This is a genomic window from Microbacterium yannicii PS01 (assembly GCF_000304335.1).
GTDB classification, from domain to species: Bacteria; Actinomycetota; Actinomycetes; order Actinomycetales; family Microbacteriaceae; genus Microbacterium; species Microbacterium yannicii_A.
Genome location: NZ_CAJF01000036.1, coordinates 1 through 13,130 on the forward strand (window position 1 = coordinate 1; position 13,130 = coordinate 13,130).

The 13,130-nt window shown below is 71.2% G+C and carries 12 protein-coding genes; 4 read left to right on the forward strand and 8 right to left on the reverse strand.

Translation table 11 applies throughout. The annotated features are described in order from the left end of the window. A partial coding sequence (locus WYM_RS16405) for an FtsX-like permease family protein (protein WP_019181933.1) occupies positions 1-2,264 on the reverse strand: 2,264 nt, incomplete at its 3' end. A 99-nt stretch (positions 2,265-2,363) separates the two neighbouring features. Between WYM_RS16405 and WYM_RS16410 the strand changes: the two genes are divergently transcribed. Further along, positions 2,364-2,939: an HhH-GPD-type base excision DNA repair protein gene (locus WYM_RS16410; RefSeq protein ID WP_019181934.1), complete on the forward strand. Its 576-nt coding sequence runs from the start codon at positions 2,364-2,366 to the stop codon at positions 2,937-2,939. After that, on the forward strand, positions 2,939-3,361 hold the full coding sequence (locus WYM_RS16415) for a DUF1801 domain-containing protein (protein WP_019181935.1): 423 nt from the start codon (positions 2,939-2,941) through the stop codon (positions 3,359-3,361). Before WYM_RS16410 ends, WYM_RS16415 begins: the two co-directional genes overlap by 1 nt. A gap of 24 nt (positions 3,362-3,385) precedes the next feature. Here the strand turns inward: WYM_RS16415 and WYM_RS22025 are convergent, their stop codons facing one another. Continuing rightward, positions 3,386-3,541, reverse strand: coding sequence for a hypothetical protein (locus WYM_RS22025; protein WP_019181936.1), 156 nt, complete (start codon positions 3,539-3,541; stop codon positions 3,386-3,388). Positions 3,542-3,697: 156 nt separating this feature from the next. On the opposite strand from WYM_RS22025, the gene WYM_RS16425 reads away from it, so the two are divergent. After that, entirely contained in the window at positions 3,698-4,165 is a 468-nt protein-coding gene (locus WYM_RS16425; protein WP_019181937.1) for an NfeD family protein, read from the forward strand. 62 nt (positions 4,166-4,227) lie between these two features. Further along, positions 4,228-5,745, forward strand: coding sequence for a flotillin family protein (locus tag WYM_RS16430; RefSeq protein WP_019181938.1), 1,518 nt, complete (start codon positions 4,228-4,230; stop codon positions 5,743-5,745). Positions 5,746-5,927: 182 nt separating this feature from the next. On the opposite strand, the gene WYM_RS16435 is transcribed toward WYM_RS16430, so the two are convergent. The 6 genes from WYM_RS16435 to WYM_RS16465 form a co-directional block, all read right to left on the reverse strand. Next, positions 5,928-6,167: a DUF3072 domain-containing protein gene (locus WYM_RS16435; protein ID WP_019181939.1), complete on the reverse strand. Its 240-nt coding sequence runs from the start codon at positions 6,165-6,167 to the stop codon at positions 5,928-5,930. Positions 6,168-6,230: 63 nt separating this feature from the next. Then, positions 6,231-7,052: a VOC family protein gene (locus tag WYM_RS16440; protein WP_019181940.1), complete on the reverse strand. Its 822-nt coding sequence runs from the start codon at positions 7,050-7,052 to the stop codon at positions 6,231-6,233. Positions 7,053-7,307: 255 nt separating this feature from the next. Next, the gene (locus tag WYM_RS16450; protein WP_019181941.1) at positions 7,308-8,693 is read right to left on the reverse strand and encodes a glycine--tRNA ligase; all 1,386 of its coding nucleotides are present in this window, start codon (positions 8,691-8,693) and stop codon (positions 7,308-7,310) included. A 69-nt stretch (positions 8,694-8,762) separates the two neighbouring features. Continuing rightward, positions 8,763-10,598 (reverse strand): glycoside hydrolase family 15 protein, encoded by a 1,836-nt coding sequence (locus WYM_RS16455; RefSeq protein ID WP_019181942.1) that lies wholly within the window; start codon positions 10,596-10,598, stop codon positions 8,763-8,765. Positions 10,599-10,635: 37 nt separating this feature from the next. Then, the gene (locus tag WYM_RS21240; protein ID WP_019181943.1) at positions 10,636-12,105 is read right to left on the reverse strand and encodes an alpha-hydroxy-acid oxidizing protein; all 1,470 of its coding nucleotides are present in this window, start codon (positions 12,103-12,105) and stop codon (positions 10,636-10,638) included. Positions 12,106-12,153: 48 nt separating this feature from the next. Further along, the gene (locus WYM_RS16465) at positions 12,154-13,014 is read right to left on the reverse strand and encodes a hypothetical protein (RefSeq protein WP_019181944.1); all 861 of its coding nucleotides are present in this window, start codon (positions 13,012-13,014) and stop codon (positions 12,154-12,156) included. Between the last annotated feature and the right edge of the window lie 116 nt (positions 13,015-13,130).

Sequence of the window (13,130 nt, forward strand, 5' to 3'; positions counted from 1 at the left end):
GACAGGCTTCCGGCGAGCGACAGGATGCCGGGGGTCACGGCCCTCACAAGCTCGGGGACGATCAGCCACGACACGAGCGCACCCGCTGCGGCGCCGAGCACGATGGCCGCGCCGAAGACGCCGCCGAGCTCGGCGGCGCGCACGAGCGCCTGGCGTCGCGACGCCACGCCCAGGGCGCGGAGCACGCCGAGCTCGCGGCGGCGGGCGATCGCGAGGGTCTGCATGATCGCGAACGCGGCGATCAGCGACAGCACCGCCGATCCGGCCGTCGCGATCCACCACCCCGGCACGAGCGCGCCGACGACCTCCGCGGTCACTCCGGGAGCAGCGGTCTGGACAGGGCGGTCGCCCAGCGCCGCGCTCAGCGCGTCGTCGGCCGAGGCCGCGCCCGACGCCCACACCGATCCGGGCGGCACGATCGAGGTGCCGCGCTGCAGCTGCGAGGTCGTCAGCGTCTCCATCGGCACGAACAGGGCGAGGCTCGAGGCCGCGCCGGGCACGGCATCCACGACCGACGACACGATCGCCGCCCCCTCGCGCCCCGTGCCGGCGTAGCGGAACTCGAGCGGGTCGCCGACGCCGACGCCGAGCCGCGTCGCGAGCGCCGACGAGAGGACCGCTGCCACGGGCGGGACGGCGGGCTCGTCCGCCGCGGCTGCATCGGCGAGAACGCCGCCGTCGCCCAGCCAGAGGACGGCGTCGCTGTTGCCGCCCTGGAGGGTCGCCGCGCCGCGCGCGTCGAGCGGTCCCTCGCCGACGGCCTCGACCTGGGTGATCGTGACGGTGAGCTCGGCGCTCGCGATGCTCGGTCGGGTTCCCGCCGCGATGGCGAGCAGCCGCCACGGCGCGGTCCCCTCGGGCAGCTCCGCCTCGCCCACGAGCGTCGCCGCATCGCCTTGACCGCTGTCCTGGATCTCGCCATCGAGGATGACGGCGACCGGCGTGCCGAGATCGTCGATCAGCAGCGCCAGCAGTGTCACCGCGCCGATGCGGCCGCTGCCTGCTTCGAGGTCGACGGCCACGCGCAGGCCGGTGACGGCGTCGCCCAGCGGAATCGGCTCCGACGCCACCACGTCGCCACTCGGCGTCGCGGCGTCTTCGAGCGCCGTCTTGTCGATCAGTCCGCCGGCAGCGGTGACGACGGGTGCGATCATGCCGGCAGGAACCGCCACGAGCTGGGCGTCGATCGAGCCGATCTCGACCGGTGTGACGAGGGCGGGGGCCGCGGCATCCGTCCCCTCGACCGCGACCGCGGCGGCGACGTCACCCGGGTCCACGGTCTGCGGTGCCGTGTCGACTCGCAGGTCGGCGCCGGTGCGGACGGCGGCCGAGTCCGTCACCATCGCCGTCCAGGTGGCGCCGTATGCCGAGGTGAAGACGGCCTGCGCGACCGTGAGCGCCACCAGCAGCACCGCCACGGCGTAGATCGGGATGCGCCGCGCCACCTGCCGCGCGGGATACGCCGGCTCGAGCCCGCGCGCCGCTGCGGCGGGCGACGCCCACGCGACTGCCGCCGCCCCGAAGACCGCCAGCGCGACGATGGCGCCGGCCATCAACACGACCGCGGGCGCGAGGGCGACGATCGGATCGAAGCCGCTCCCGCGTGCGAGCGGCAACTGCCAGATCACGAGAGCCGACGCCAGCAGGACGATGACGACGAGCGCCGCTGCCGTCGCGCGGGCACCGCGGATCGACGACCGCCGGCGCTCGCCACGCCGCAGCGCCACGGCGAAGACGGCGGCGAGGAGCAGCCCGGTCGCCAGCGCCCACGGCCACTGATCGAGCACGTCGGATGCCGCAGCCCCCACGAGCCCGGACAGGCCGAGTGCGAGCACGACACCGGCCGCGGTGCCGACGATCGACACGGCGACAGCTTCGACGGCATCGGTCACCCATGCCTGAGCGCGAGAGAACCCGCGCGCCCGGACGGTCGCCGTCTCGTGCTCGCGAGCCGCCGCGACGAGGCCGGCCAGCTGGGCGACCGCGGTGCCGGCGATCAGCGCCACGAGCAGCACCAGCGCGGGCGACGCCGACGCGAGCGCCTCCGCGCCCGCCGCGACCTGGGCGTCGACCTCCTCGGCCGGCACACCGGGCGGCGGCGGATCGCCCGCGACCGCGACGGCGCGCTCCAGCCACGCCAGGACCAGGCACACCGTGGCGACGGCGACCGCGACCGTCGCCGCGGCACTCGCCAGAAGTCCGGTGCGGGCGCGGGCTCGCACTGCGAGCAGGCGGGCCGGCGACAGCGCGCGGCGATCGGGCATGGGCTCGGTCCTCCGCGGTTCCGTCTGGCGCTGGCGTCGTCTCGCCCAACTTATCCGACACTCTTCGCGGCACCGCGACGGCGGTGGGAGACTGAGGCCATGACGCTCCACATCACGGGCGACGATGCCGCCGACCAGCTGCTGACCGACGACCCGCTCGCCCTCCTCATCGGGATGCTGCTGGACCAGCAGGTCGCGATGGAGACGGCGTTCGCCGGCCCGCTCAAGATCGCCGAGCGCGCAGGGACGCTGGATGCCTCGGCCCTCGCCTCATTCGACGCAGAGGCATTCGGGGAGCTGTTCAAGGCGACGCCCGCGGTGCACCGCTTCCCGGGCTCGATGGCGGCACGCGTGCAGGCGCTGTGCGCGGCGATCGAGCAGCAGTGGGGCGGGAACGCCGCCGAGCTCTGGCAGCGGGACTCCCCCTCCGGGCCGGAGGTGCTGAAGCGGCTGAAACAGCTGCCCGGCTTCGGAGAGCAGAAGGCGAAGATCTTCCTGGCCCTGCTGGGCAAGCAGTATGGATTCACGGGCGACGGCTGGCGCGAGGCATCCGCCCCCTACGGCGAGGACGGGTCGCACCGGAGCGTGGCCGACATCGTCTCGCCCGAATCGCTCACCCGCGTGCGTGAGCACAAGCGGGCGGTCAAGGCCGCAGCGAAGAACGGGGACGCCTGATGAAGAAGACCGGAGGCAGCGTCGCGGCGTTCGTGGCGGGCGTGACGCCGGCCAAGCGCCAGCGCGACGCCGAGACCATGATCGCGCTCATGTCGGAGGTCACCGGCCGCGAGCCGGAGCTGTGGGGCACCATCGTCGGATTCGGATCCTGCCACTACCGCTACCCGACCGGCACCGAAGGCGACGTCCCGATCGCCGGGTTCGCGCCCCGCAAGCAGGCCACGACCGTGTATCTGCTCGACACGGCGGAGCACAGCTCGCAGCTGGCGGAGCTGGGCCCGCACGAGACCGGCGCGGGATGCCTGTATATCAAGGACCTCGAGGCGGTCGACGCCGACGTGCTCCGCCGGATCGTCGCCGAGGACTACCGGCGCGTGCTGGCCGGCGACATCGAGAACGTCGAGTTCACCGTCACCGACTGATCGTCGACGGTCGCCCGGCCACCGTCACGGGTGGGTCTGCGCCGGCCGATCCGACGCCGCCTCGCGCTCGTCCTCGGCGCGCGCGGCGTCTTCGCGCACTTCGTCCGTCACCGCATCGGTCGGAGGGGCGCTGTCGGCCTCGGCGTCGTCGGAGTGATGTGCGTGCGGCTGATTGGTCATGTCTGACTCCCTTCACACTCGACCCTTCCCACCGTCGGGCTGCGGGTCCAGCGGGTTGACAACCCGGCGCGATGCCCGAATTCTCCACAGGCCGGGTGCACGACGGCCGCCCATCGGTAGGGTGGGGGCACACCCGCCCCTCGCCGTGGAGTCCAGATGCTGCCCTTCCTCATCGTCGGTGGAGTCGGCCTCGCCGTCCTGCTCATCTCGCTCATCGTGGGTGACATCTTCGACCACTTCGAGATCGGCGACGGCGCTCTGTCGGGCACGGCGCTGGGCGTGGCGGCGGTCGTGTTCGGCGCCTCGGGCGTGCTGACCTACACGAGCAATCTCGACACGGTATGGGCGTACGTGCTCGCCGCAGTGCTCGCGGTGATGGCCTACCTGATCGCGGTGTTCTTCGTGAAGCGGCTGACCCGTTCCTCCGACGGCGTCCCGCTCTCGGCCCTCGGCCTGTCGGGAGTCTCGCGCTCCGACATCTCACCTGCGGGCGGCGAGGTCAGCCTCGACGGTCCCGGCGAGATCGAGCGGCGCCTCGCCTACTCCGACGAGCGCATCCCGGAGGGCGTGCGCGTCCGCGTCATCGAGCACTCCGGCACCCGCGTCAAAGTCGTCGCGGACTAGCCCCGAATCCCCGTCGCGCGGGTCGGGGGACCCGGTCGCGGCACCACACAGGAAGGTCGACCATGCTCGATCCGGGCCTCATCCAGGTCATCGCCGTCGTCGCACTCATCGTCGCGGTTCTCGGACTCATCACGTTCATCGCACGTCGCATCCGTCGCGTGCCGCCCAACGAGGCGCTGGTGATCGTCGGGCGCGGCGCCGGACGGCCCGCTCCGGGTGAGGCCGGCACCGGTCAGCGCGTGGTCATCGGCGGGCGCACGTTCGTCTGGCCGATCCTGCAGCAGGGCTTCTCGATCTCGCTCGAGCAGCGTCAGATCGGGATCACCGTCGAGGGTGTCGACAAGAACCGCATCAAGATCGCCATCAAGGCGTCCATCAACTTCAAGGTGTCGGGCACCGAGGAGGGCGTGCGACGCGCCGCTCAGCGCTTCCTCTCGCAGCAGGGCGCGCTCACCGAGATCATCAAGGAGTCGCTCGAAGGCTCGCTGCGCTCGATCATCGGCGACATGACGATCGAGCAGATCATCTCCGACCGCAAGGGCCTCTCGGACCGCGTGGTCGCCGAGACGAAGACCGACCTCGTCGAACAGGGCCTGCAGGTCGACCTCCTCAACATCAGCGACATCTCGACCCCGGGCAGCGACTATCTCGCCAACCTCGGCCGCGCCGAGGCCGCGCGTGCGCGGCAGGTGGCCGAGATCAGCGAGGCGGAGGCATCCCGTGCCAGCGAGTTCGCCCGCATCGAGGCCGCCGAGCAGATCGCAGAGCGGCAGAAGGCGCTGAGCCTGCGCCAGGCGACGATCAAGGCCGACACCGACCGCGCCAATGCCGAGGCCGAGGCGTCGGGCATGCTCGCGAAGGCCGAGCAGGACAAGCTCGTCGCCATCCAGGAGCGCGACGCCCTCACCGAGCAGGCGCTCGTGACCCAGGAGCGCCTCGACATCGAGATCCGCAAGCCCGCCGAAGCCGAGGCGTACGCCGAGGTGCAGCGCGCCACCGCGCTCCGCGACGCCGCCAACGCCGCGACCGAGGCCGACGCGTACAAGCGCACCAAGATCGCAGAGGCCAACAAGGTCGCCGCGGTGCAGGACGCCGAGGCATCCGCCACCGCCGTCCGGGTCTCGGGTGAGGCGGAGCGCGACAAGCAGGTGGCCCTTGCCGCCGGTATCCGAGCCGAGGGTGACGCGCGCGCGTCGGCGATCCAGGCCGAGGGTCTAGCCGAGGCCGCGTCCACCGACGCCAAGGCCCTCGCGCTGCAGAAGTACGGCGAGGCCGCGCTCGCGCAGGAGATCATCTCGCGCCTGCCCGACATCGTGCGCGCCGCCGCGGAGCCGATCGCGTCGATCGACAAGCTCACCGTCGTCTCCACCGACGGCGCATCCGAGCTCACCAAGACCGTCGGCAAGGTGCTCGGCGAGGGCACCGAGGTCGTCAAGAACCTCACCGGCCTCGACCTCAACACCCTGATGCAGGCCTTCGCGATGAAGGCAGCGGGGGTCGAGGTGGTCGATGCCGATGGCGCCAAGACGGCCGCCAAGAACGCAGCGACGAAGGCGGCGGGAGCGCTCAGCGCGGACTGAGAGCCCGCCCCCTGCAGCGATCGGCGTCCGTGACTCTGATGAGTCACGGACGCCGACCACTCTTTGCGGGCTACTTGCACACGCCCCGCTCGCCAAGACACGCCGGGCACGCGCCTTCGCAGCGGCGTGTTCTGGCGAGTCGCTGCGGCGGAAACGGCGGGGCCGAGGCCTGGGCCTGCGGACTACTGCGAGCCGCGGCCGGTCTTGTCCTGCAGACGCTCGATGTGCTCCGAGGCCTGGGCCTTGGTCAGGTCGGCGGGCAGTTCCTCTCCCGCTTCACGGGCGAGGGTGTCGAGATAGCTCTGCTGCGGTGCGGTCATCGGCTCGTCGCCGGTCACCCAATCCGAGGGATCCTTGGCGGCGGGGTTGTCGGTCTGCTCGGTGGAGCCGAGCACCTCGGGAGACTCGTTCGATTCGGACATAGGTACGACGGTAGTCACCGCCCACCGAACGGCGGGCGGGGTTGACAGGGAGCCGTTCTCGCGTCAGGAGGCGTCGGGAGGCGGGGTGAATTGGCTCAGCACGAATCGTGCTCCGGCCGGGTCGGCGACGAATGCCTCCCGGGTCCAGGCCGTGTCGGTCGCCGAGAGCACGCGCCCGCCGAGCCGTTCGACGTCGGCAGCCGACGCGTCGCGGTCATCGACGCTGAACCGGATCCACCAGCGAGCGTTCTCGTCGCTCGGCGTGAAACCCGCGACCACGTCGGCGAACCCGGGCGGCGCGAACGCCTGCCGCTCGTGGATGCCGGGATCCACCGTCGCCGCCAGGTGGTCGCCGTATCCGGGCAGGCGGAACATCCCGGCGCCGAGGTCGGCCTCCACCACCCAGCCGAACACCTCGCGGTAGAAGCGCTGCGCGGCGGCGGGGTCGGGCGCGTGCAGGTCGCTGAAGTTCCACGCGCCGGGTACGTTGACGATCTGCGCTCCGGGCCGGCGGCGTGCCTGCCAAAGCCGGAAGACGGCGCCCTGCGGGTCGGCGCACGTGGCCATCCGCCCGCCCGGCCCGGCGTCCTCCGGAGCCTCGATCACCGTGCCGCCCGCACGGATGACGGCCTCGGCCGTCGCGTCGGCGTCTTCGCAGGCGATGTAGCTCATCCAGCGGGCGTCGTCGGCGGGTCCGATGGCGGCAGCATCCTGTCCGTCCAGCGTCGCGATGAGATACGCGTCCGGCGCATCAGACGGCATGGCGTTGTGGAACTCCCAGCCGAAGAGCCCGCCGTAGAAGCGCGTGGCCTCGTCCAGGTCGGTGGCGGTGACGTCCACCCAGCACGGAACGCCGGTGGGATAGGTGCGCGGTTCGCCGGGCATGTCGTTCCCTTCTCGCGATCGCCTCCGACCCTAGACGCCGCCCGAGACATCGGGAAGCGCTGGTTCCATCGCGGCGCGCCGCCGTACCCGCGCTTTCACCTGCGCCCCGACTCGCCAAGACACGCCGAGCGCGCGTCGCGGACCCGGCGTGTCTTGGCGAGTGGGTAAGGGAAGAGACGAGAGGAGAAAGAAGGGAAGGGAAGGGAAGGAAGGAAGAAACAGACGGGAAGGGAACAGCGCGAGCACGGAGCCCGGCTACGCGCCCTTCAGGCGATCCGCGAGGTAGGCGTGCAGGCCCTCGAGCGGCACCCGCTCCTGGCTCATGGTGTCGCGATCGCGCACGGTCACGGCGCGGTCCTCGAGGGAGTCGAAGTCGACGGTGACGCAGAACGGGGTGCCGATCTCGTCCTGGCGGCGGTAGCGGCGGCCGATGGCGCCGGCGTCGTCGAAGTCGACGTTCCACTCGCCGCGGAGGTCCTCCGCCACCTCGCGGGCGATCGGCGACAGCTGCTCGTTGCGCGACAGCGGCAGGATCGCCACCTTGACCGGTGCCAGGCGCGGGTCGAGCTTGAGCACCGTGCGGGTGTCGGTGCCGCCCTTCGCGTTCGGCGCCTCCTCCTCGTGGTATGCGTCGACGAGGAACGCCATCATGGCGCGCGTGAGGCCGAACGACGGCTCGATCACGTAGGGGATGTACTTCTCGCCCGAGGCCTGGTCGAAGTACGACAGCGACTGGCCCGACGCCTCGGTGTGGCTGGACAGGTCGTAGTCGGTGCGGTTGGCGACACCCATGAGCTCGCCCCACTCCTTGCCCGCGAAGCCGAAGCGGTACTCGACGTCGATCGTGCCGGCCGAGTAGTGCGCGCGCTCGTCTTCGGGAACGTCGAAGCGGCGCATGTTCGCCGCGTCGATGCCCAGGTCGATGAACCAGTTCCAGCACTCCTCCACCCAGTGCTCGAACCACTCCTGCGCCTCGGCGGGCGGCGTGAAGTACTCGATCTCCATCTGCTCGAACTCGCGCGTGCGGAAGATGAAGTTGCCAGGCGTGATCTCGTTGCGGAACGCCTTGCCGACCTGGCCGATGCCGAACGGCGGCTTCTTGCGCGAGGCGGTGAGCACGTTGGAGAAGTTCACGAAGATGCCCTGCGCCGTCTCGGGTCGCAGGTAGTGCAGGCCCGACTCGTCGTCGACGACGCCGAGGTAGGTCTTGACGAGTCCCGAGAACGCCTTCGGCTCGGTGTACTGGCCCTTCGTCCCGCAGTTCGGGCACGGCACGTCGGCGAGGCCGTTCTCGGCCTTGCGCCCCTTGCGCGCCTCGAAGTCCTCGATGAGGTTGTCGGCGCGGAAGCGCTTGTGGCATTGCAGGCACTCGACCAGCGGGTCGGTGAAGGTGGCGACGTGGCCGGATGCCTCCCACACGCGCTTGGGCAGGATCACCGACGAGTCGAGGCCGACCATGTCGCCGCGGCCGCGCACGAACGTCTGCCACCACTGGCGGCGGATGTTCTCCTTGAGCTCGGTGCCGAGGGGGCCGTAATCCCACGCCGACCGGGATCCGCCGTAGATCTCACCCGCTTGGAACACGAACCCGCGATGACGGGCGAGGGCGATGACTTTGTCGAGGCGGGACTGCTCGGCCACGGTGGCTCCAATGGTCGGGTGGGGAGTGCACGAGGGTGCGGATGCCGCGAATCGCGGCATCCGTCGATTCTAGTGATCGAGCAGCCGATCCAGGTTCACGGCCGCGTTGATGAGGGAGAGGTGACTGAACGCCTGCGGGAAGTTGCCGAGCTGCTCTCCGGTGAGCCCGATCTCTTCGGCGAAGAGGCCCAGATGGTTGGCGTACGTCAGCATCTTCTCGAAGGTCAGCTGCGCCTCCTCCAAACGCCCGGTGCGTGCGAGCGCGTCGACGTACCAGAACGAGCAGAGCGTGAACGTGCCCTCCGAGCCGCGCAGGCCGTCGGGCGACGCGGCAGGGTTGTAGCGATACACGAGGCTGTCCGAGACGAGCTCCTGCTCCATCGCGTTGAGCGTCGAGAGCCACATCGGGTCACGCGGCGAGATCACACCCATCACCGGCATGATCAGGTTCGCGGCATCCAGCACATCACTGCCCTCGTGCTGGACGAACGCCCCCCGATCGGCATCCCACGACGTGGTCATCAGGGCGCGATAGACCTCGTCGCGTTCCCGGCGCCACCGGGTGATGTCGGCGGGTCTGCCGTCGGATTCGGCGATGCGGATGCCGCGATCCAAGGCCACCCAGCACATGAAGCGACCGAAGGTGAACTTCTGCTGGCCGCCGCGGGTCTCCCACACGCCTTCTTCGGGGCGGTCCCAGTTGCCGCAGACCCAGTCGAGCATGCGGCTGACCTGCGTCCATCCGTCGTGACTCAACTGGAAGCCGTGATCGACAGCCACGCGGATCGAGTCCATGGCCTCGCCGTAGATGTCGAGCTGCAGCTGGTCGGACGCGCCGTTGCCGATGCGCACGGGCGCCGAGTCGCGGTAGCCGCTCCATCCCGGCAGCGTCGCCTCGCTGAGGTCGGACGAGCCGTCGACGCGGTACATGATCTTCAGCGGCCCCGACTCGTCGCCCGCGCTCTCTTGCACGCGGTCGGTGAGCCATTGGACGAACGCTCCGGCCTCGTCGCGGTAGCCCAGGCCCAGGAGCGCCTGCACCGAGAACGAGGCGTCGCGGATCCAGGTGTAGCGATAGTCCCAATTGCGCTCACCTCCCACCTCCTCCGGCAGACCGGCGGTGGGGGCGGCGACGAGCGCGCCCGACGGCGCATACGTGAGCAGCTTGAGGGTGATCGCGGAGCGGTGGACCATCTCGCGCCAGCGGCCGCGGTACGTCGACCGTCCGACCCACTCGCGCCAGAAGCGCTGGGTCTCGAGCAGCATCGCCTCGAGCTCGTCCACCGAGACGCGAGCGGGCGCTGCACCACCGGTCTCGAAGAGCACGCCGGTGCTCTCGCCCGCCCTGAGCGCGCCTCGGACGCGCAGCCCGCCGTCGACCAGTTCGATCGTTCCCGCCTGCTCCTCGCCATGCCGGACGATGTCGCCGACGCGATGGACGGTCAGGGTCTGACCGCCACCGGAGAAGACGACGCCGTCGCCGAGGGCCGGGGTGATGTCGGCGTGCTCGACCGTGCCGTACTCGAACGACGGGCGGATCTCGCCGACGAAGGTCATCGAACCGCGCACGACGCGGATGACCCGCGCGATCCGGTGCCGGCCGGTCGGCTCGTCGCCCGCGATCGGCATGAAATCCAGGACCTCGCCGACGCCCTCGTCGGTCATGAACCGGGTGAGGAGGATGGCGGTGTCGGGCAGGTAGAGCTGACGGGTCACGTAATCGTCGGTCTCGGGACGCACACGGCAGAAGCCGCCGCGCTCGGCGTCGAGGAGGGAGCCGAAGACGCTCGGCGAGTCGAAGCGCGGCGCGCAGAACCAGTCGATCGTCCCGTGCGTGTCGACCAGCGCCGCGGTCTGCAGGTCGCCGATCAGCCCGTGGTCAGCGATGTCCGGATAGTCGGCCATGATTGCTCTCCCTTTCCTGGATGCCTGCCCGTCGCTCTCACACCTGGCGCAGCGCCTCGCGTCCGACCTCGGCGAGAGAGGTGTGCCCCGACAGCCCGACGGTGATGTCGAGCTCGGCGAGGACGTTGCGCACGACCTCGCGGACCCCCTCCTCGCCTGCGATGCCCAGCCCGTACGCGTACGGGCGTCCGAGTGCGACGGCGGTGGCGCCCAGCGCCAGAGCGATGAACACGTCGGAACCCTGACGCACGCCCGAGTCGAACACGATGGGCACGCGTCCCGCGACCCGGTCGGCGATGGTGGGCAGCACGTCGAGCGTCGGGACGGACTGGTCGATCTGGCGGCCGCCGTGGTTCGAGATCCAGATCCCGTCTATGCCGGCGTCGAGCGCGCGGATGGCGTCATCCGGGTGCACGATGCCCTTGAGCAGGATGGGCAGCGAGGTCCATTGCCGCGCCTTCGCGAGGTCGTCCCAGGTGAGGGCGGGCGTCGAGAAGACGTCGAGGAAGGTCTCGACCGCGGCCCTCGGCAGCGGCGAGCGCAGGTTGTCGCGGACACTTCGCGACCCGGTGACCGCGGCGCCTCTGCGCGCGATCTGCACGCCGGCCGCGATGGTCTTCGCGGTGAGCCTGACCGGAGCCTCCGCGGCCGGCACTGCGCTCGCCGAGTTCTCGTCCCCTCCGGCCGCCGAGCGCGCGGACCCGGTCGCTGAGCGCTCGGACCCGGTCGCTGAGCGCTCGGACCCGGTCGCCGACCGCGCGGACCCGGTCGCTGAGCCTGTCGAAGCGCGCACCCGCTCGCGCACGAGCTGCTGGAAGACCGGGTCGCTCGTGTACTGCGCGATCCCGAGACCGCGCGTGAAGGGCAGATACGCCAGATCCAGGTCGCGCGTGCGCCAGCCGAGGAGGTGCGTGTCGAGCGTGACGACGATCGCCTCGCATCCGGATGCCTCGGCCCGCCGCAGCAGCGACGCATTGAGCTCATCCGACGCCGACCAGTAGAGCTGGAACAGGCGCGGAGTCCGCCCGGCATCGCGTGCGACCTCTTCCATGGGAGTGGACGCCTGGTTCGACAGCGTGTACGGCACCCCCAGGGATGCCGCGGCACGGGCGACCGCCACGTCGGCACCCGCGCGCGCCAGCTCCATGACCCCGAGCGGTGCGAGCAGCAGGGGCGTCGGCCGGCGGGCGCCGAGGAAGTCGATCGAGAGGTCGCGTGCCGACACGTCCCGCAGCGGGCGGGGCCAGACCTGCCACCGGCCGAAAGCCGCGCGGTTGGCGGCGACCGTGCGCTCTGCTCCCGCTCCCCCGGCGATGTACGCGAACGCCTCGGCGCTCAACGCCTTGCGCGCAGCCGCCTCGAGCGCGTCGGCGTCGACCGGCACGCGGGGGCGGGTGCCGCTGATGCCGGCGCGATAGATCTCGGACTGCGTCCGGCGCGAGACCCCCCGCGCGGCAGCGGCAGGATCCTGCGGGGCGACGCTGCCCCCAGAGCTGGTCTGAGCCATGCCGCCAGCCTAGATCTCCCGCCGATGCCGGTGTGGGTGCGGTGTACGTCAGTCGCCGAAGCCGCACCAGGCCGCGACCCACGAGAGGATCCGACCGCGCAGCTCGTCGCCGACGAACAGCTCGATCTCGCCCGGTTCGCCCTCGACGACGACGCGCACGTCGAAGATGGTGCCGCGCTTGTCCTCCTGCACCGCGTGCGGGTCGCACCGGAACGGCACGAGCGGCAGTGCGACCAGCGCCGACTCGGTGCCGCCCGACGTCACGGCGAGATCGAGCGGATACGCGCCGTCGACGGTATCGGCGCCGAAGTCCAGCAGGTTCGTGGTCTGCACGGCGGTGATCGTCGCGTCGGCCTCCCCGGTCGGGGTCACCGTGAGCTCGAGTGTCGCCGGCTCGCCCGGCGCGGACTCGCGGAATCCGGTGAACGCGAGGGCTGCGGCATCCGCCAATCGCTCCGCACGGCACTCGCGCTCGTGAAGCGGCGCCAGAAAGCCCAGCGGATCGGCAGCGGGTGCCGTCACCTCCGCGCTCTCCGAGGCCGAGATGATCTCGAGCACGACGTCGGGCTGCCCTTCGCCGGCCGCCGAGCAATCGACCGGCGGCAGCTGCACCCGCACGTCGACGCTGCGCCCGGCGGGGATGGTGCTCGTGCGGCCGGCGACGACCCGCGTCGCCGGCCCGTCGAACCTCGCGTCCTCGAGGCGCACGTCGGCGATCGCCAGGGCGTCGTCCGATGCGTTCGTCACGTGCACCTGCGCCTGGCGCGGCGCGACGTCGGCGCGCAGCTGCACCACCTCGACGGTGACCCCGGCCGGAAGGGTCTGTGTGGGAGACGGGGCGGTGTCAGATGTGCCTGCGGCCCCGCACGCCGACAACGCGACCATTGCGGCGGCGGCCAGCGCGGTCATTGCCGTGCCCCGCATCTTCGCCCACCCGAGGTGTTCGGTACTCAGGATGGACGGACGGTTACTGCCGGCTCGCGCGGCGTGTCGCGGCATCCGCCTCTCGTCCGGACTGAATTGCG

Bases quoted from the DNA above. Each gene is read 5' to 3' on its own strand.
- WYM_RS16435 (WP_019181939.1), bottom strand. From the start codon at position 6,167: ATGTCCGAATCGAACGAGTCTCCCGAGGTGCTCGGCTCCACCGAGCAG.
- WYM_RS21240 (WP_019181943.1), bottom strand. From the start codon at position 12,105: ATGGCTCAGACCAGCTCTGGGGGCAGCGTCGCCCCGCAGGATCCTGCC.
- WYM_RS16430 (WP_019181938.1), top strand. From the start codon at position 4,228: ATGCTCGATCCGGGCCTCATCCAGGTCATCGCCGTCGTCGCACTCATC.
- WYM_RS22025 (WP_019181936.1), bottom strand. From the start codon at position 3,541: ATGACCAATCAGCCGCACGCACATCACTCCGACGACGCCGAGGCCGAC.
- WYM_RS16465 (WP_019181944.1), bottom strand. From the start codon at position 13,014: ATGACCGCGCTGGCCGCCGCCGCAATGGTCGCGTTGTCGGCGTGCGGG.
- WYM_RS16415 (WP_019181935.1), top strand. From the start codon at position 2,939: ATGAAGAAGACCGGAGGCAGCGTCGCGGCGTTCGTGGCGGGCGTGACG.
- WYM_RS16425 (WP_019181937.1), top strand. From the start codon at position 3,698: ATGCTGCCCTTCCTCATCGTCGGTGGAGTCGGCCTCGCCGTCCTGCTC.
- WYM_RS16455 (WP_019181942.1), bottom strand. From the start codon at position 10,598: ATGGCCGACTATCCGGACATCGCTGACCACGGGCTGATCGGCGACCTG.
- WYM_RS16410 (WP_019181934.1), top strand. From the start codon at position 2,364: ATGACGCTCCACATCACGGGCGACGATGCCGCCGACCAGCTGCTGACC.
- WYM_RS16440 (WP_019181940.1), bottom strand. From the start codon at position 7,052: ATGCCCGGCGAACCGCGCACCTATCCCACCGGCGTTCCGTGCTGGGTG.